14 protein-coding genes are annotated in these 18,883 nt (G+C 58.5%); 7 read left to right on the top strand and 7 right to left on the bottom strand.

Annotated features, from left to right (window positions below):
* Window positions 1-92 precede the first annotated feature (92 nt).
* From bcp to AB6B39_RS08635, 4 genes are all read left to right on the top strand, one after another.
* On the top strand, window positions 93-566 hold the full coding sequence (gene bcp, locus AB6B39_RS08650; protein ID WP_284368992.1) for a thioredoxin-dependent thiol peroxidase: 474 nt from the start codon (window positions 93-95) through the stop codon (window positions 564-566).
* Entirely contained in the window at window positions 529-1,383 is an 855-nt protein-coding gene (locus tag AB6B39_RS08645) for a ferritin-like domain-containing protein (protein WP_284368993.1), read from the top strand. The genes bcp and AB6B39_RS08645 overlap by 38 nt, the downstream gene beginning before the upstream one ends.
* A gap of 84 nt (window positions 1,384-1,467) precedes the next feature.
* A complete protein-coding gene (locus AB6B39_RS08640) occupies window positions 1,468-2,682 on the top strand; it encodes a M23 family metallopeptidase (RefSeq protein ID WP_284368994.1) in 1,215 nt (404 codons plus the stop codon).
* Entirely contained in the window at window positions 2,672-3,115 is a 444-nt protein-coding gene (locus AB6B39_RS08635) for a bactofilin family protein (RefSeq protein WP_284368995.1), read from the top strand. Before AB6B39_RS08640 ends, AB6B39_RS08635 begins: the two co-directional genes overlap by 11 nt.
* Before the next feature lie 49 nt (window positions 3,116-3,164).
* On the opposite strand, the gene prfB is transcribed toward AB6B39_RS08635, so the two are convergent.
* The 3 genes from prfB to AB6B39_RS08620 form a co-directional block, all read right to left on the bottom strand.
* Window positions 3,165-4,278 (bottom strand): peptide chain release factor 2 gene (gene prfB / locus AB6B39_RS08630; protein WP_371398512.1). Its coding sequence is split into 2 segments (ribosomal slippage): window positions 3,165-4,208 and window positions 4,210-4,278, totalling 1,113 coding nucleotides; the frame shifts between segments, so codons are not numbered across the junction.
* A 12-nt stretch (window positions 4,279-4,290) separates the two neighbouring features.
* Entirely contained in the window at window positions 4,291-7,023 is a 2,733-nt protein-coding gene (locus AB6B39_RS08625) for a penicillin-binding protein 1A (protein WP_284368997.1), read from the bottom strand.
* A 114-nt stretch (window positions 7,024-7,137) separates the two neighbouring features.
* Window positions 7,138-7,938, bottom strand: coding sequence for an N-acetylmuramoyl-L-alanine amidase family protein (locus AB6B39_RS08620; protein ID WP_284368998.1), 801 nt, complete (start codon window positions 7,936-7,938; stop codon window positions 7,138-7,140).
* Between the two features lie 401 nt (window positions 7,939-8,339).
* Between AB6B39_RS08620 and AB6B39_RS08615 the strand changes: the two genes are divergently transcribed.
* From AB6B39_RS08615 to AB6B39_RS08605, 3 genes are all read left to right on the top strand, one after another.
* Window positions 8,340-11,342: an Rne/Rng family ribonuclease gene (locus tag AB6B39_RS08615; RefSeq protein WP_284368999.1), complete on the top strand. Its 3,003-nt coding sequence runs from the start codon at window positions 8,340-8,342 to the stop codon at window positions 11,340-11,342.
* Between the two features lie 117 nt (window positions 11,343-11,459).
* Window positions 11,460-12,869 (top strand): M48 family metalloprotease, encoded by a 1,410-nt coding sequence (locus AB6B39_RS08610; RefSeq protein WP_371398511.1) that lies wholly within the window; start codon window positions 11,460-11,462, stop codon window positions 12,867-12,869.
* 155 nt (window positions 12,870-13,024) lie between these two features.
* On the top strand, window positions 13,025-13,687 hold the full coding sequence (locus AB6B39_RS08605; protein ID WP_284369001.1) for a DsbA family protein: 663 nt from the start codon (window positions 13,025-13,027) through the stop codon (window positions 13,685-13,687).
* 35 nt (window positions 13,688-13,722) lie between these two features.
* Here the strand turns inward: AB6B39_RS08605 and AB6B39_RS08600 are convergent, their stop codons facing one another.
* From AB6B39_RS08600 to zwf, 4 genes are read right to left on the bottom strand one after another with little or no spacing between them, the layout of a single operon-like run.
* A complete protein-coding gene (locus AB6B39_RS08600; RefSeq protein WP_284369002.1) occupies window positions 13,723-14,673 on the bottom strand; it encodes a glucokinase in 951 nt (316 codons plus the stop codon).
* Between the two features lie 43 nt (window positions 14,674-14,716).
* Complete coding sequence (gene edd, locus AB6B39_RS08595) at window positions 14,717-16,564, bottom strand: phosphogluconate dehydratase (protein ID WP_284369003.1); 1,848 nt, start codon at window positions 16,562-16,564, stop codon at window positions 14,717-14,719.
* Window positions 16,561-17,280, bottom strand: coding sequence for a 6-phosphogluconolactonase (gene pgl, locus AB6B39_RS08590; RefSeq protein WP_284369004.1), 720 nt, complete (start codon window positions 17,278-17,280; stop codon window positions 16,561-16,563). The genes edd and pgl overlap by 4 nt, the downstream gene beginning before the upstream one ends.
* Entirely contained in the window at window positions 17,277-18,845 is a 1,569-nt protein-coding gene (zwf, locus tag AB6B39_RS08585) for a glucose-6-phosphate dehydrogenase (RefSeq protein WP_284369005.1), read from the bottom strand. The genes pgl and zwf overlap by 4 nt, the downstream gene beginning before the upstream one ends.
* Between the last annotated feature and the right edge of the window lie 38 nt (window positions 18,846-18,883).

Raw genomic sequence — 18,883 nt, 5'->3', positions numbered from 1 at the left:
AAGCCCTGCACAGGCGTCCAGCATCCGTCACCGTCAGCCGGGTTAAATTTCAGTTGGCCTGCCCCCGAAAAGAGAATGAGAGGACCCCCGTCATGTCGAGACCCGAACCCGGCGACACTGCCCCGGACTTCACCCTGCCCGGCGACGGCGGGAACACGATTACACTGTCAGACTATCGCGGCCAGAATGTCGTGCTCTATTTCTACCCGCGGGACGACACGCCCGGATGTACAAAAGAAGCGATCGGGTTTAGCGCAGTCAAAGAGGATCTGGCCGCATTGAACACGGTCGTGATCGGTATGTCGAAGGACACGCCCGCCAAGCATGACAAGTTCGTAGCCAAACATGATCTGGACGTCAGACTGGCGTCTGATGAGACCGGTGACGTTCTCGAGGCTTTTGGCGTCTGGGTCGAGAAAAAGAATTACGGCAAGACCTATATGGGAATCGAACGGACGACATTGCTGATCGGCGAAGACGGCACAGTGATCGAAGTCTGGCGAAAGGTCCGGGTCAAAGGTCATGTCGATGCCGTTGTCGAGGCCGTGCGCGATCATGCTGGATAGCGCGGAGCCCGTCTCGGCGCTGTCGGTTCTGGTCACGGCCGACCCTCTGGCCAAGGCTCAGGCAGCCCGCGACTTCAGGGCCGCTGTCCTGGCCGGGCGTGCGCTGATTCCCTGCGATCCACCCGACAGTCCGGCACGTCCGCAAAAGCCGGACCTCGTACCCGCCAGCCAGCTTGCGCGTCGACGACTCGGTTCCCCCGAGGGCAGAGCCGCCCTGCTGCATGCGATCGCCCATATCGAACTCAATGCGATCGATCTGGCAATGGATATGATCGCCCGCTTTGCGCACGCGCCTGACATCATCGGCGAAACCGATGACTTTGTTTGCGACTGGTCTTCCGTCGCCAATGATGAAGCTCGTCACTTCGTCATGATTGAAGAGAGGCTGACCGAACTGGGATTCAGCTATGGCGACTTTCCCGCGCATGGCGGCCTCTGGGATGCAGCCATGGCGACACGAAGCGACGTTGCGGCCCGTCTGGCAATTGCGCCTCTTGTGCTCGAAGCGCGCGGTCTCGACGTGACTCCCGGATTAATCGAAAAACTGGATCAGGCGCGTGATACTCACAGCGCAGACATCCTCAGAATCATCTATGAAGAGGAAGTCGGGCATGTCGCAATTGGTATGAAATGGCTCCGATACACGGCAAGGGTGCGAAAGGTCGACCCTGAAACCCTTTTCAAGACGATGGTGACTGAATTTTTCAATGGTCGAATTCGACCGCCCTTTAACCATGTTGCAAGGTCTAAGGCCCAGTTTCCTTTAAGTTATTACACGGGCATAGTATCGGAGGGTGCAAAAAGCCGCGCGCATTAACCATGAAACGTGGCAAATTCACTTTACTGCCCCCAATCGCGTATGGTGTAAGCCGCGAGGGGAAATTGAACCGGATGGGGAACGATGGTCAGTGACGTTTTGGAGGATGCGCGATCCCGCATCCTTTCGACATTTCCAGAACGCCAGATCTACCTCCGTTCCGGCGGTGAGGTTACCTATTACAATCTGTCGACACGGCTGCAGCTGGGCTTCGTCTTCATTGTCGGCCTGATGTTTGTTATCTGTCTGGTGTCGTTCGCAAACTTCGCTCTCGGTTTCACGCCCCTCCACAATTCCAGCAAGGAAGCCCAACAGGTCGAAGCCCGCTTCACCCGCCTGCTCGCTGACAGCCAAGCTAAAGAACAGAAGGCGCGCTTACGCCTCGTCGAGCAGCAAGAAAGCTTCCGCGAGATGGCCGCAGGCATCGAAGCGCGGCATAATGCACTTTCGCAGATTGTCGGCAGCGACACACTTCCGGAAATCATCGCCGAACCGGTCGTGACGTTCGCCGACGCGCAAGTCCTCGTGTCACCAACCATCCGCGATGCCGACGAACGCGTCGCCCGTCGCAACATCACTGTCAGCCATGCGTCACTGACGCCCCTTCCAAATGACAATACGCTGAACGCTATCGGCACAACACAGACGAAATTCCTGATGAATGCCGAAACCAAATTATTGGATCGCATCGATCATAATCGCATGGTGATCAACACGACCGACATGGATACGGAGACTCTGCTGCAACAGAGCGCTGTCGGACAGGGCGGACCGTTCATCCCGCTCGACACGATGGATTTCCCGATCGCGGACGGCGAGTTTCAGCCCCGCATCATGACGATCAAGGCTCGCCTGGCCGAAGCCGAAGCGCTGGAGGCCGCCGTTCGAGCCATGCCCCTCGCCCATCCGGTCGCGAATGATTCGATGCAGACATCGGGTTTCGGCGTTCGTCGCGATCCCTTTACTCGCCGCCCGACCTTCCATCAGGGCTTGGATTTCATCAGCGGGCATATGGCTCCGATCGTTGCTACCGCGCCTGGCACAGTGATCTATTCCGGCGTCAAAGGCTCCTATGGACGCACGGTGGAAATCGACCATGGCCATGGCTTCGTCACACGGTACGCCCATCTGCGTAAAGCCCATGTTAAACGCGGTCAGATCGTCGAAGCCGGTGATAAAATTGGTGGTATGGGATCGACAGGCCGCAGCACAGCTACACATCTTCACTATGAAGTTCTGTTCCAAGGTCGTGCCTACGATCCGAAGAAATTCCTGAAAGCCGGACTCTATGTTCAGTAAATCTGCCAGCAACGCGGCGACCGGGCCTGGCGATGTTAGCGACAGGAAAAAAACCGTGGCAAACCCGTCCAATCCTAAAATTCCTTCCGTTCCGTCCTTACTCGGGCGCGATCTTAGCATCACCGGCGACGTCAAGACGGATGGGGAAATACAGATTGACGGACACCTGGAAGGCAATCTCGATGCGGTGAGCGTCACGATCGGTGAACATGGGTCCGTCAGCGGGTCGATCACCGGGCAAACGGTTCATGTCCGGGGCAAAGTGACCGGTCGTATCGACGCCAATTCCATCGAACTGTCGGAGACGGCCAATGTCCAGGCCGATCTGGTTCAGGATCAGCTGATGATCGCCAATGGTGCGTTTTTCGACGGCAAGTGCGCGCGCAAGACGACCGCACCGACACCGCTCAAAACGACGCAGAAAAGCGCCTGAGCCTGATCCTTGTTGGGCGCTCCCAGCTAAGCCATCAAAGCCAGCTTACCTAGGCGTTCGCATCATCCCCGACGCGCGCCGACAGAGCGGCAGCCATGAACTCGTCGATCTTCCCGTCCAGAACGCCCTGCGTGTCCGATGTCTCGACACCGGTGCGCAGATCCTTGACCATCTGATAGGGCTGCAGAACATAGGATCGGATCTGATGGCCCCAGCCGATCTCCGACTTCGAATCGGCTTCGGCCTGCGCCGCCGCTTCACGTTCCTGTAATTCCTTCTCATAAAGGCGCGCTCGAAGCATTTCCCAAGCTTGAGACCGGTTCTTGTGCTGGCTGCGATCATTCTGACATTGCACCACGATACCTGTCGGTTCGTGTGTAATGCGAACGGCAGAATCGGTCTTGTTGACATGCTGTCCACCTGCCCCTGACGCGCGGTATGTGTCGACACGGCAGTCGCTCTCATTGATCTCAATCTCGATGCTGTCGTCAATCTCCGGATAGACCCAGACGCTGGCAAAACTGGTGTGTCGACGGGCACTGGAGTCATAGGGGCTAATCCGCACCAGCCGATGAACACCTGATTCCGTCTTCATCCAGCCAAAAGCGTTCTGACCTCGGAATTTCAGCGTTGCGGACTTGATCCCGGCTTCGTCGCCGTCTGACGTTTCCAGAACATCCACCTTCATGCCACGTGCATTCGCCCACCGCGAATACATGCGCATCATCATTTCAGCCCAGTCCTGGGCCTCCGTTCCGCCCGCTCCGGGATGGATCTCGACGAAACAGTCATTGCCATCGGCTTCACCGGAGAGCAGCGCTTCCAGCTCGGCGGCAGCCGCCTTGTCCTTCACCGCACTGAGCGCCGACGCAGCCGCATCAAGCAGACCGGAATCTTCATCCATTTCAGCCAGTTCGGCCAGTTCGACATTGTCAGACAGGTCAGCGGTGATGGAGTTGATCGCATCGAAGGCAAACTCCAGCCTGGAGCGTTCCTGCATCAGTTTCTGCGCGGTTTGAGCATCATCCCAGAAGCTTGGATCTTCGGCGAGCGCGTTCAGTTCCGCCAAGCGTCTTTCACTGGTTTCCCAGTCAAAGACGCCTCCTCAGCAGTTCCACAGACTGCTCGATTTCAGATTTCAGCTGTTCAATGTCAGCCCGCATGGATCATGTCCTCTAGTAAAGACCATCGTCGAGCTCACGCTCGGGTTCTTCAATATCGGGGGTCTGCAAGTCGGGATCAAGCGGATCACCGGGCAAACCTGTTGCAGGAATCTCTGCCGGAGTTTCGACAAGCGCCTCGTCACCCGTTCCGAAGAAACCCGACCCGAATGTATCGGAGCCGGAGCCGATCCGGATCGTCGAATCCAGTGCGCCGACCTTGGGCTCCGTTCCCGGATGGAAGGCTTCGAGAATGACATTCGGACCACCGATAAAGCTCGGCTCGCCCGTGTCGCGATTGACCGGTGCCAGCGTCAACCCGTCCGGAATACGAAACGGAACGGCGGGTTCGCCTTCCAGAACATCTTGCAGGAAATCCAGTGCGATCGGCACGGCGGAACTGGACCCGGTCTCGTTAGCCATGCGGGTTGGCGTGTCCATGCCGACGAAAACGCCTGTCACAAGGTCGGGGGTGAACGCCATGAACCAGTTATCCTTGGAATCATTCGTTGTTCCCGTCTTGCCGCCAACTGGCCGCCCCAGCGCCTGCAGCTTCGCACCTGTGCCGTTCTGCACGGCACCGATCATCATATAGGTCACCTGATAAGCCGTGATCGGGTCGATCACCTGCGCGCGCTCGTCCGGCAGCTCGGGTGGGGCCTGTCCGGTATAGTCATCCTGCTGGCACTCAGGACAGACCACGTCGGAATTGACGAAAATCGTATCACCGCGCCCGTCCTGAACCCGGTCCAGAATGCTGGGGACGATCCGTTTGCCGCCATTGATCATCATGGAATAGGCCGTCGCCAGCCGTAGCAGGTTGGTCTCCCCCGCACCGAGAGCCCAGGCCAGCTCCGGACGGGGACGATCATAGATCCCGAATTGCTGGCTCAACTGCATGATCGGCGCCATGCCGATATCGTTGGCCAGACGAACCGTCATGGCATTACGCGACTTCTCGATCCCGAGACGGAGTGTCGACAGGCCGTAATAGCGTCCGGCATCGTAGTTTTCCGGCTTATAGAAGCGTTCGCATTCATCCCGACGCGCCGGGTTCAGGTCAGCATTCCCCTCGCTTCTGTCCTCAGCTGTCTCGCGCAACTCTAAAACACCAAATTCATTCTCGACGCATTGCGAATCCGATCGCTCGATAACAAACGGTGCATCCAGGACCTGCGAAGCGGGCGTGTAGCCCTCCCGCAAAGCCGCTGCATAGACGAAGGGTTTGAAACTTGAGCCCGGCTGGCGATTGGCTTGCGTCACGCGGTTAAACTGGCTCTGATCGAAACTATATCCGCCAACAAGCGCTTTGACGCGTCCCGTATGTGGATCCATGGCGATCATGGCCCCATTGACGCGTGGGATCTGGCGAAGATTATAGGCCCCTTCTGCTTCCAGGTGCGCCTGAACGAGAATAACGTCGCCTACCGAGACCACATCCGTCACGGCCCGCGGCGCACGGCCCTTGCGTCCATTTTCACGCGCTTCGCCTGCCCAGGCAATATCTGGGAGCGCCATCGTGCCCCGCCGTGTCTCGATCGTTTCGCCGTCATCAGTTTCAACCAGTTCGGCAAACCCCAGCGACGCTTTGTCGTCACCCGCCTCAAGAACGACAGCGATCTCCCACATGCCGATATCGGCTGGGGTCTCATAGTCGACGAGCTGCTGAGCCCAGTCATCGACCGTTTCAAAAGTCGCGAGAGAGCCCCGCCACCCCATCCGGCGATCGAGCATCTCCAGTCCGCGACGCAGAGCACGCCGTGCCGCCAGCTGCATGTCCGTATCCAGTGTCGTGCGGATCGACAGCCCGCCGGAATACAGCTCGTCAGAACCATACATGGCAAAAATCTGCTTCCGGGCTTCCTCGACGAAATATTCTGCCGCCAGATACTCGTCTCCCGTCAATCGGTCCGTCCATTCCAGCGGCGCAGCTTTGGCCGCAGCAGCCTCTTCAGCGGTGATATAGCCGTCTTCGGCCATACGGTTGAGAACGTAGTTCTGCCGTGCCTTGGCCGCCTTGTATTCGTCCGGATCATCCAGCTGGTAGTTGGACGGCCCCTTCACGACGAGCGCCAGATAAGCCATCTCTCCGATCGTCAGATCATCCATCTCCTTGCCAAAATGGTTCAGAGCTGCCGCCGCCACACCATAGGCGCCGCGACCGAAGTAGTTGTCGTTCAGGTAAAGCTCGAGAATTTCGCCTTTGGTGAAGGCCTTTTCCATCCGGCGCGCAATGGCGATTTCGCGCACCTTGCGTTTGATTGTATAATCGTCGCCCACCAGAAAATTCTTGGCGACCTGCTGCGTGATGGTCGAGGTTCCGCCGATCCGCTCATTGCGCAGTTTTTTCGCAGGCGCGCTCAGGGCTGCGCGGGTCAGGCCTATCGGGTCCCAGCCATTGTGACGAAAGAACCGCTTATCTTCTGAGGCGACGAAGGCCTGCTGCAATTTCAGCGGGACACTTTCGATCGGCACGAAAACACGAGCTTCCGTCCGGAATTCACTGATCAACTTGCCATCACCGGCATGAACGCGGCTCATGACGGGCGGCTTATATTCGGACAGTGTCTTGACGCTCGGCAGTTCGTCCGTGGCCCGTATCACCCAGACCGTCAGAGCGATCGCTATCATCGTCCCGAGAACAGCACCGACAATGACTAGCCATTTCACGATGCGCCACAGTTTGCGGCGTTTGTTCGGCTCGGCGACAGACGCGCTTGCCGTGGAATGTGTGGTCAAATCAGTCACTCTGTGCACCGTCTAGCGCGAAATGCGGCAAGGTCGAGGTTTCGTTGGGGTTATTTGCAGACAAAGCCGACAAAGGCCGGAAAGGTTCCCATAAACGGTTGCCCTCAGAATGCGTCAGCCACGCCGACCCGGACCCGTGAAATATTCGTCGACCGAGCGGCGAACGGCCTTCATCAGTTTGACCCGGTGCGCTTTGGTTTTCAGCAGTTTTTCGTCCTGTGCGTTGGACAGAAAACCCAGCTCCAGCAGGATCGCCGGGACATCAGGCGCCAACAGGACGAAATAGCCCGCGCGGCGATGCGAATTACCAACCATTCGGGTTTTCCCGTCCATATTACCCAGCAGGATGTTGGCGAAGGCTTCCGAGTGGGTTTCCGTACTCCGCTGCGCCAGATCGACCAGAATATCACCGACTGGGTCGCTCTGCTCCGCCAGATCAACATCCATGATCCAGTTCTGACTATTGACAATGCGCTTGCTGCGATTGCGGGCCCGATCTGCAATTGTGTAGACCGAGGCGCCACGCGTCGATGGGCTGCCTGTCGAATCGGCGTGAATGGATATGAACAAATCGGCGTGACGTTCGCGCGCCAGACGGATGCGATCTTCATGTTCGACATAGATGTCGCTGTTGCGGGTCAGCAGAACCCGGTAGCGCCCAGTCGATTCGAGCAGACGCTTCAACTCGTTCGCTGCCGAGGTCGTGACCGTCTTTTCATAAAGACCGCCCTGCCCGATGGCCCCGGGGTCGCGTCCGCCATGCCCTGGATCGATGACAATCAGCGGAAGCGGGGTTGCCGCCTCGGGTTTGAGACGCGGATAAGGCGCAGAATTCTCGAAATAGCGCGGTGCCGCAGCCGCCGGCAAGACCAGCAGCGTCAGAAGCATGGCGACGATGACAGCACGCAACGACATGTCAGAAGACTCTCTCATTGGAGTGAAGAAACACTTATCAGGCCGCTGTCTATCGAAGCGTCGTCAGGCCGAATTGTGGCAAGGCTGAACAAGGCTGACAAATGCTTTGCACAGCGCGGCGAATTCAGGCAGTGACGGTCCAATCCAGTTATCGGACCGCTTGCAACGAGCCGGATCAGAGATGTTGGACATTAGGCTGGTCGCAATCATTGCGCCATATACCTAACCGAGAGAATTCATGCGCTTAGCGAACTTTGCAGTAACGAGTGACGGATTGGTCCGCACCGCTGCCTCGCGCGCCCACCCTATCACCCTATCATTCGGCCCTAACCTGCCAGGACGCCCCACGATTCATCGTGGTGACGCGCCGCAGGTGCATTATGGGCCCACAGGAGAACTCCATGACAAAACGTATGTTGATCGACGCCGCCCACCCGGAAGAAACACGGGTTGTGATCGTCGATGGAAGCCGCGTCGACGAACTTGATTTCGAAAGCCGCCACAAGCGGCAGTTGCGCGGCAATGTCTATCTTGCCAAGGTCACACGGGTCGAACCCAGCCTTCAGGCTGCCTTCATCGACTATGGCGGCAATCGCCACGGCTTCCTCGCCTTTTCCGAAATCCACCCGGATTATTACCAGATCCCCTATGAGGATAAGCTTGCCTTGCAGCAGGAAGAAGAAGAGACCGCTGCCGAGGCTGACGATGACGATGAGGTCGAAGAAGACGAAAATCTCGACCCCGATGCCGATGACACGTCGGACGAGAACGATGCCGAAGTCGCCGACGAACAGGTAAAAGTCGCAAGCCAGCGCCGCAAACAGATGCGACGCCGCCGTTACAAGATCCAGGAAGTCATCAAGCGCGGCCAGATTCTGCTGGTTCAGGCCGTCAAGGAAGAACGCGGCAACAAGGGCGCGGCGATGACGACCTATCTGTCGCTGGCAGGGCGTTACTGCGTGCTGATGCCGAACACGCCACGTGGTGGCGGCATCTCCCGCAAGATCCCCAGCGGCACGGACCGCAAGCGTTTGAAGACCATCATGGACAGCCTCTCCGTGCCGCAGGGCATGGGCGTTATTGTCCGCACCGCCGGGGCAAAGCGGACCAAAGCCGAGATTACGCGTGATTACAGCTATCTTTCACGTTTGTGGGACGAAATCCGCGACACGACGTTGAAATCGGTCGCACCTGCGCTGATTCACGAAGAAGGAAATCTGGTGAAACGGTCGATCCGCGACCTCTACAACAAGGATATCGAAGAAGTCCTCGTTCAGGGCGAGGAAGCCTACAAGACGGCCAAGGCCTTCATCAAGATGCTGATGCCGAGCCACGCCAAGTTCGTGAAAAAATATGATGACATGATCCCACTCTTTCTGCGGTTCGATGTCGAACGGCAGATCGAGAATAGTCTGGACGCGACGGTTCAGCTCAAGTCCGGCGGTTATCTGGTCATCCACCCGACCGAGGCGCTCGTCTCCGTCGATGTGAACTCCGGTCGCTCGACCAAGGAACGCAACGTCGAACGCACGGCATTGAAGACCAATCTCGAAGCCGCCGAAGAACTGGCGCGTCAGATGCGCTTGCGTGACCTGGCCGGATTGATCGTCGTCGACTTCATTGACATGGACGAAACCAAGAACAACAAAGCCGTCGAGCGGAAGATGAAGGACGTGCTATCGGGCGATCGCGCGCGCATCCAGACCTCGCGCATCAGCCAGTTCGGCCTGATGGAAATCAGCCGCCAGCGCCGTCGCCGCTCGCTCCTCGAAGGCAGCACAGCCGTCTGCAAGCATTGCGACGGCGTCGGCCGCAAGCGCACGGTCGAGTCAGCCGCGCTCGCCGCGATCCGCGCCGTCGAAGAGTTTGCCATCCGGGGCAAGGCGAAGAAGATCCGCCTGAAATGTCCGCCAGATGTGGCGCTCTACCTGCTCAATGAAAAACGCGACCTGCTGACCAAGGTCGATGAAAACGCCGACGTGTTCACGGTAGTGGAGCATGATGACACGCTCATCCGCCCAGCCTTCACGCTGGAAGTTGCCGAAAAACGCTCGGATGGTCGCAAGGATCCGCTCAAGGATATTGAGAAGGAATTGCGCGAGGAGAGCAAACGCTCCGAAAAGAACCAGGCTAAACCCAAGCCGGATCCTGACGAGGATGACGAGGAAGCTGACGTTGCAGAAGAGACGGCGGAAACACGCGAAGACGATGAGGACAGCAAACCTCGTCGCCGTCGCGGTCGCCGGGGTGGGCGCAACCGAAAGCGTCGTTCATCGAGCGATGACTCCAGATCGAAAGATGATCCAGACGATCAGGATAGCCAAGAAGAGGCCGACTCCGACGCAGAATCCGGTTCAGACGCCAAGTCTGATAGGGATGACGCCGATACCGAGAAGCCGAAACGCCGTCGCCGTCGTCGTTCGCCGGCTCGCAATTCCGACAACGACTCGTCTGACGAGAGCGACAAGGACGAAAAGCCGGACGCCGATGCGAATGATTCGGATGAAACAAAACCGACCGCAAGACGCCGCAGCTCGACTCGCAGAAAGGCACCCTCAAAGTCGGGGGCTGACAGGTCCGATTCCACCGATTCTGATGCGGCTGAGAAGACTGTCGCTTTCGATCAGGGCGCTTCCGATACGGACACGTCAAAGCCGTCGCGACGCCGTCGTGCGCCTGCAAAAGGGGGGACAGCCAAAGCGGGCACTCCGTCTAAAACCGACACGACGGATGAAGACGCGCCCAAGCCGAAGCGTCGCCGCAAGGCGCCCACTAAGACTCCTGCCAAGACTTCTGTCAAAGTAGAGGCCGAAGACGAATCTGATGACAAGGCCGAGACGACGCAACCAAAGCGTCGCCGCGCAGCCCCGAAACGCAAGGCAGAAATATCAGAGGAAACGACCGAAAAGCCACAGCCAAAGCGGCGTGCGCCTGCCAAGTCGAAGGCCAAACCTGACACCGAACAGGACGACGCAAAGGGCAATGCCAAACCGGTCCGTCGTCGTAAGGCTCCGGCCAAGTCGACTGCGAAGGCTCCAGAGAAGGCCCCCGCGAAAGTAGACGCCGATGCTTCGTCTGACGACAAGCCGAAGCCCCGCAGCCGCAAGGTCGCGCCGAAAAAGGCATCGACGGCAAAGACGGCATCTGCGCCAGCCGAACCGAAATCGGAGAGGTCCGCAAAGTCAGATGACAAGGACAGCGCGAACGTCAAACCAGCCCGTCGCCGACGCGCGCCAGCTCGCAAACCAGCCGTCGAAACAGCGCCCGTCGATCGTCCGTCAGACCCCGCGCCGGAGCCGTCGCCCACACCAGTCGCAAAGGACGCAGCGTCCCCGGCACGGCGGCGCAAGGCTCCACCGCGGCGCAAACGTGGCCTGATCGATCGCTTGATGGGCAAGGAATAGAGGCGGGATGCAGACTGAATTCAGGCCGGTTCGACCGGCCTGAACGCCCGCTGAACGCACTGAAACGTGACCCCGGCGTAACTTGACGTCTATAGTCACGCGGAGGACTGTGTGGTCATGAACGTCAGCCGTGCCATTGTTACGTCCTGTCTCCGCCTTATCGGCGGAATGGCTGTTTTCGCCATGCTTGCCGCGCAGGCACAGGCGCAGGGACTGCTGCGCGATACGGAAATCGAAGAAACATTGCGCGATTTCTCCGACCCACTCCTGCGGGTGGGCGGTCTCAACCCCCAATCTGTCGATATCTATCTGGTCAATGACCCTGAGCTGAATGCCTTCGTGACGCGCGGGCAGAATATTTTCCTGCATAGCGGTCTGATCATGCGGGCCAAGACGCCCAACGAACTCAAGGGCGTCATCGCTCACGAGGCGGGCCACATCGTCGGCGGACATATTGTCCGCTCCGACTATGGCAACCGATCCGCTTATGGGGCCATGTTGCTGGCCGCAGGTGTCGGCCTGGCTGCCATTCTGGCGGGTGAAGGCGGGGCTGGCGCGGCCATTCTGGGCGGGGCACAGCAATTCGGTGCGGTCGAAGCGCTTGCCTATTCGCGCGTGAACGAATTGGCCGCCGATCAATATGCCGTGACGTTTCTGGACCAGACCGGACAATCCGGTCAGGGTCTGATCGATTTCTTCAATAATTTCCGCGCTCAGGAAGTCCTGTCATATGCGCGGCGCTACGAATATTTCCGCTCCCACCCGCTTTCTGCTGACCGGATCGACAAGATGCGCGAACGCGTTGCCGAAAGCGACTATGTCGACGCTGTCGATCCGCCCGAAGATCTTCACCGCCATGAAATGATGAAAGCCAAGCTGAGCGGCTTTCTCGATGCCCCGCAACTCGTCTTTAATCGCTTTCCGAGCGACGATGTAAGTCAGCCCGCGCGTTATGCACGGTCCGTCGCCTTCTTCCGGGCTGCGGATATGCGCAACGCTATTCGCGAGATCGATACGCTGATCGCCGACGAGCCCAAAAACCCATATTTCCACGAATTGAAGGCGCAAATTCTGTACGAATCCGGTCAGCGGGAAGCGGCTCTCCCATCGGCGGAACGTGCGCTGGAACTGAAACCCGACGCTATGCTGCTGAAAGTGGCACTGGCGCAATCCCTGCTCGAAACGCGCGACGATGATCAAGTCGAGCGCGCCGTCAGTTTGCTGAAGTCAGCTCTGACGCAGGAGCCCCGCTACTCCTATGGCTGGTATCTCCTGTCCCTCGCTTATGCGCATCAGGATGATGACGCACTGGCCAAATATGCGTCGGCTGAGCGCTTTTATGCGCTGGGTGATCTGGAATCGGCGCGATCGTTTGCCGGTCGGGCGCAGCAGGACCTGCCGCGCGACATCCCGCAATGGCGTCGGGCGTCGGACATTATTGTCGTCGCCGAGACGCAGATGGACAAGCGCCGCCGCAACCAGCGCCGGACCCGGCCGCTTACAAATATGTCGATCACGTCTGATTGATCGGGACGCGGCTTTACTAGCCAAATCGCGACGCCGCCCGTAAACACCCCCGACTCAATACAATCGGATCCTGACCCATGAAGCATTTGCTCCGCACTGTCGCAGCGACCTCTATTCTAGCCCTTGCCGCCTGCGCGCAAGCAGGACCGAACGACATGTCAAAGGCCCAAATCGAAGAGATCGTCCGCGACTATCTTCTGGAAAATCCCGAAATCATTCGAGAGGCCCTGATCGCACTCGAAGTCAAGCAGGCCGAAGCCGAACTGCAGAACACGCGGGACGCGATTGCCGATCTCTCGGATCAAATCCTGCGCGATCCACGGGACTATGCGGTCGGTCCTAGAGACGCGAAAGTGCAGCTGGTCGAGTTTTTCGACTATAATTGTGGCTTCTGCAAACGCTCGACCGACTGGATGGAAGAGACCATGGCGAAATATCCGGATGATGTCCGGGTCGTCTTCAAGGAACTGCCGGTCCTGACGGGGCCTGACGGCACGTCCTTCATCGCCGCACGCGCGGCACTTGCTTCGGCACGCCAAGGCAAATACCGCAAGATGCATTTCGCTCTGATGGGCGAGCGTTCACTGACCAAAGCTCGCATACTGCAGATCGCCGAGAATAATGGGATCGATGTGGACCAGCTGGAACGCGATATGGACGATCCGGCGATCGAGCGGCAGATCCGCGACAATCTCGACCTCAGCGACAAGATCCCGGCCCTCAGCGGAACGCCATTCTTCGTGGTCAATGGTGACTTCGTATCAGGTGCGAATATGCCGAAACTAACAGAATATCTGGAAGCCGCGCTGGAAGGCTGACCAAGCCGACTGAACAGATTAGCTGAAAGACAAAGCTAGCGCAGCAAGGTTGCCGCTGCGCCGTATAAAGGCACGAATTGCGCCTGTATCAGGCGTACGGGTACTGTTTCGACGAACCAGGACCCGTGGCCCCTGCCCTTGAATCGCGCCACGAAATCCGATTCCGGAATGAAAGGTGCGATATGGCGCGATACGCCGCCCCCCAGCACAACACCGCCTGAGGCGCCCAGCGTCACGCAGGCATTGCCGGCAAATGTGCCGAGCATGTCGCAGAAGCTCCGAACGCAGAGGCGTGCCAGCGACGATGGGTTGGCCTGCCCTGCAGCCACGATTTCGTCAGCCTTGGTACAGATAACTGGCTCGTCGCGTATGTGGCACAGGGCCGTGTAGATGCGGTGCAGGCCCGGACCGCTGATCAGCGCTTCCGCTGACACATACCCGCGCTCCGCCCTCCAGTAGTTCAGAATATCAATCTCCAGATCGGATTGCGGCGCAAAGGCGCTGTGACCGCCTTCCGTCGGAACAATACGCGGCGGACGGCCTGGCAGAATGCTGGACAACCCCAATCCGGTCCCGGGTCCTAGAACCGCGACAGGCATGGCATAATTGACCTTGCCGGGAATGATCGTCTGAAAGCCGTAATCAGGGATAACGGTCGCGCCGTTAGCCATGGCAACAAAGTCGTTCTGAACCACGGCCCTGTCGAAGCCGAATGTCGCGACCAGATCATCTTCGGCGACGATCCAATCGACGTTCGTCATCCGGATTTCATCATCGAATTTTGGCCCGGCAAAGGCGAAGGAGGCTTCCTTCGGCGCACCGTCAATACCGCTCAGATAGGCCGTTACCGCATCCTTGAAATGCGTAAATTCCTTCACGGCAAAGCGTTCGGAATGATGTAGCTCGATGGTGCCCTGCGATGTGCGGTGGGCCAGCGCGAAACGCACATTCGTCCCGCCGACATCTCCGACCAATATCTGATCCACGCTTTATATCCCCCGCCGAACCGACTGTAAGATCCGGTCTTTTTTAGTCCTGCACCATGAACGCCATATCGCCCAAAGTCGATGCTCCGCTTTCGGCATCGGACGCGATGGCGCGCTGCGGTGCGAACATATTCATGCCCAGACCAGACAGATTATCGGCCAGTCTGGCGATCGCCGGCTGTCGCGCGTCCAGATCCGCGCCTAGCACATCAAGCATGCCATTGGCTGGATCGAGCCGGACGATGTCGCCGGTCTCGACGCGCGAAAGCGGCCCGCCCAGAAGCGCTTCAGGATGAAGATGGATTGCCGCCGGAACCTTGCCTGATGCACCGGACATGCGCCCGTCTGTGACCAGTGCCACGCGAAACCCTTTATCCTGCTGCAAACCGAGAATGGGCGTCAGTTTGTGCAGTTCCGGCATTCCGTTAGCGCGCGGCCCTTGAAAGCGCAGCACGGCGACGAAGTCGCGTTCGAGCTCGCCCGCCTTGTGCATGGCGATCAGCTCGTTTTGATCATCGATGACGATCGCGGCAGCTTCAACCAGCCAGTTTTCGCGTTTGACCGCTGAGACTTTCATCACGCCGCGGCCGAGATTACCGGATATCAGCGCCAACCCGCCATCAGGGCGGAACGGTTCTGACACAGATGTCAGAACATCGGTGTCGAGACTTTCGGTCGGGCCTGCGCGATAAGAAACCGGAATGTCGGATTCTTCGGCTACGAGAATGGGCTCACGCGTATATTCGACCAGCCCCTCGCCGCCGGCCACTGTGGTCACATCGGCATGGACAAAGCCGTTGTCGATCAGTTCGCCGATCAGATAAGCCATCCCACCGGCAGCGTGGAAATGGTTCACGTCCGAAACACCGTTCGGATAGACGCGGGTTATCAGCGGCACAATATGTGAGACGTCGGCATAATCATCCCAGTTGATGAGAATCCCGGCACTGCGGGCGATCGCCGACAGATGAATGGTGAGATTGGTCGAACCACCTGTGGCCATGAGACCAACAAGCCCGTTCACAATGGCGCGCTCATCGATCACATCACAAGCGGGTGTGAACGCATCCGTCATATTTGTGATTTCGATGGCCCGGCGAGTTGTCTGGATCGTCATCGCATCACGCATAGGCGTGTTCGGATGGATGAAGGAACTGCCGGGCAGCTGCATCCCCATGATTTCCATCAGCATCTGATTGGTGTTGGCCGTGCCGTAAAACGTGCAGGTCCCGGGCGCGTGATAGCTTGCCGCTTCAGCCGCGAGCAATTCGTCCCGTCCTACTTCACCGGCTGCAAAAAGCTGTCTGACACGGGCCTTTTCAGGATTCGGAATGCCGGAGGGCATTGGACCGGCTGGCGCAAAAATCTGCGGCAGATAGCCATAGCGCAGGGCTGCGATGATCAGGCCCGGCACGATTTTGTCACAGACACCCAGATGGATCACCGAATCAAAGCAATCATGGCTCAGAGCGATCGCCGTGCCTGCGGCGATGACATCACGCGAAAAGAGCGACAGTTCCATACCGTCCTGCCCCTGCGTCACCCCATCGCACATGGCCGGTACGCCACCGGCGACTTGCGCCGTCGCACCGTTCTGGCGGGCCGCGGTCTTAATGATCTCGGGAAAGCGATCGAAAGGCTGATGCGCGGACAACATGTCATTATAGGCCGTCACGATCCCGACATTCGGCCAGCGAGCCCCTAGCAGTTCCGTCTTTTCCAGAACCGGACAGGCCGCCGTCGCATGCGCCAGATTTCCCTCGCTGAGGCGTTTGCGTCGTGGCCCGGGGCGCATATTTGCGCGACAGGCCGACAGATAGGCGGCGCGCGTTTTTTCCGATCGCTTTGCAATGCGGTCTGTCACAGCCTGAATTTCGTCTCTGACAATCATGATGCGTTCTCGACGGCGTGTACGGATAATCTGGAGCCCAGCTGCGCCAGGCTCGCAACAGGTCTGTCAGTCACATCTCCTTCGAGAGATTGGCGAAAGACATCCAGTTTCTCGGCTGTGTTCAACAGCAGGCAGACATGTCGGGACGCCGCCACGGCGGCATAGGTCAGGGTCATGCGGTCCGTATGATCGCCAGCAACCGCGCAGCCCGTTGCGTCTATCGAACAAAGCGTTGCCAGATTATCGCGACGCAAAGCAGCTTCCAGGCCCCGACTGTGCGGAAACCAGGATGCCGTGTGGCCATCCAGCCCCATACCCATGACACAAATGTCAAAAGGACGCGCCACCGTACTCAGTGCCTGTTCGGCGCTTTCGACTCCGCTCGCCGCGTCATCATGTCCGTTATAGAGCGGAACGAAGTGAGCCCGCTCAGCGGGCGTTCCGGCAAAACAGGCTTGAACGAAGTCGGCGTTCGATCCGGGAACGCCGGGTGGCACCCAGCGTTCATCGACAAGGCTGATCCCGACCCCGTCCCAGGCAATCGGCTGCTGCGCCAGCGCTTCATAGACCGGCTTGGGACTGGATCCTCCGGACAGCATCAGGCTGGCCCGACCACGTTGCGACAGGGCCGATTGCAGCCGTGTGGTCAGATCAGCGACGGTCGCACCAATTAGCGCCGCTTCGTCCTGAAACAGGGTAATGTCCACCGCGCTCATTGCGACGTCTCGCCAGTGTCGTCAGTCTCGCCCGGATCGGACCATTGATCGCCAAGCTGTTCCAGCATGAAGCGGGCTGCGTCGGGACCATCCGTCCCGGCCGGATAGAGGCTGAGCCGCTGCTCCGTCTCGGCCCACGCATCGATGATCCCGTCGACCCAGCGCCAGGCCGCTTCCACCTCGTCGCGCCGCATGAACAGGGACAGGTTGCCACGCACCACATCCAGCAGCAGCCGTTCATAGGCATCCGGATAGCGCGCCGCGAAACTGTCGGCATAGGACAGGTTAAGCGGCAGCGTTTTCAGGCGCAGCCCCCCCGCCCCCGGCTCCTTGATCTCCATCCACAACGTCACCGCCTCGTCCGGCTGCAGACGGATAACCAGCCGGTTCGGTTGAATATGCGTGTCAGACGGAAAAATGGAATGAGGTACAGGCCGGAACTGGATGATGATTTCCGAGCGGCGCTGCGCCATGCGCTTACCCGTTCGGATGTAGATCGGCACGCCAGACCAGCGCCAATTCTGGATCTCCGTATGGATGGCGACAAAGGTTTCCGTGTCGGATTCCTCGACGTCGACATCGGACAGATAATCCGCCGCCGTCTCGCCATCGATCCGCCCTCTGACATATTGCGCCCTGACGGTCATGTCCTTGACATTGCTCGACGTGACCGGGCGCAAAGCCCTTAAAACCTTTATTTTTTCGGTCCTGAGATCATCTGCATCGATGGATGCGGGCGGCTCCATCGTCGTCAGACAGAGCAGCTGCAGCAAATGGTTCTGCACCATGTCGCGCAAAGCGCCAGAGCTGTCATAATAGGCACCACGTCCGCCTACGCCGATCGTCTCGGCCACAGTGATCTCGATATGTTCGATCGCCCGACTGTTCCAGAGAGGTTCCAGCAGAATGTTGCCAAAGCGAAGGACGAGAAGGTTCTGAACTGTCTCTTTACCGAGATAGTGATCGATCCGGTAAATCCGGTTTTCATCAAAGACTCGGCCGACGCCTTCGTTGATCGCATCGGCAGACGCAAAATCGTTTCCGAGCGGCTTTTCCAGAACGACGCGGCTCTCATCATGGGCAAGTCCCGCCGTCTGCAGACCTTCGGCAATATCGACGAACAGCCGCGGCGGCATGGCCAGATAGAAAATCCGGATCAGCGACTGCGTGGCGTCCAGCTTGCCCCCGAGTGTGTCCCAGTCCGCCTGATCATCGGCAATGTCGATCGCGACATAGTCGAGCATATCGGCAAACGCCTTGAAACAGTCAGGATCATGCTGAGAGCCATCTTCGAATTCGAGATAGCTTTCCTCGACGAGTTTGACGAACTCTTCACGGTCCATGGCGGTTCGCGACGCGCCTATGATCCGGGAATCTTCCGGTATCTGACCATCGCAATAGCGATGATAGAGGGATGGCAGCAGCTTGCGACGCGCCAGATCGCCCGTGGCTCCAAAGACGACCAGTTCGAACGGATCGACAGGAACGAAGGCCGACCGACCGCCCTCATCCATATCTGTCTTTTCATCAGACGGGTCAGTGGATGTGGTTTCCGACTGGGACACGATATAATCCTGTTAATCGGCCTTTACGGTGAAAAGGC

The sequence above is a fragment of the Algimonas porphyrae genome (assembly GCF_041429795.1).
Lineage (GTDB): Bacteria > Pseudomonadota > Alphaproteobacteria > Caulobacterales > Maricaulaceae > Litorimonas > Litorimonas porphyrae.
The sequence above is the reverse complement of the archived record's forward strand: the minus strand, read 5'-3'. Positions and strand labels throughout refer to the sequence as shown.

What these genes read in the sequence shown, in the direction of transcription:
- bcp (WP_284368992.1), top strand. Translation starts at nt 93, where the DNA reads ATGTCGAGACCCGAACCCGGCGACACTGCCCCGGACTTCACCCTGCCC.
- pgl (WP_284369004.1), bottom strand. Translation starts at nt 17,280, where the DNA reads ATGAGCGCGGTGGACATTACCCTGTTTCAGGACGAAGCGGCGCTAATT.
- AB6B39_RS08640 (WP_284368994.1), top strand. Translation starts at nt 1,468, where the DNA reads ATGGTCAGTGACGTTTTGGAGGATGCGCGATCCCGCATCCTTTCGACA.
- AB6B39_RS08605 (WP_284369001.1), top strand. Translation starts at nt 13,025, where the DNA reads ATGTCAAAGGCCCAAATCGAAGAGATCGTCCGCGACTATCTTCTGGAA.
- AB6B39_RS08615 (WP_284368999.1), top strand. Translation starts at nt 8,340, where the DNA reads ATGACAAAACGTATGTTGATCGACGCCGCCCACCCGGAAGAAACACGG.
- edd (WP_284369003.1), bottom strand. Translation starts at nt 16,564, where the DNA reads ATGATTGTCAGAGACGAAATTCAGGCTGTGACAGACCGCATTGCAAAG.
- AB6B39_RS08620 (WP_284368998.1), bottom strand. Translation starts at nt 7,938, where the DNA reads ATGTCGTTGCGTGCTGTCATCGTCGCCATGCTTCTGACGCTGCTGGTC.
- AB6B39_RS08610 (WP_371398511.1), top strand. Translation starts at nt 11,460, where the DNA reads ATGAACGTCAGCCGTGCCATTGTTACGTCCTGTCTCCGCCTTATCGGC.
- AB6B39_RS08645 (WP_284368993.1), top strand. Translation starts at nt 529, where the DNA reads ATGCCGTTGTCGAGGCCGTGCGCGATCATGCTGGATAGCGCGGAGCCC.
- AB6B39_RS08635 (WP_284368995.1), top strand. Translation starts at nt 2,672, where the DNA reads ATGTTCAGTAAATCTGCCAGCAACGCGGCGACCGGGCCTGGCGATGTT.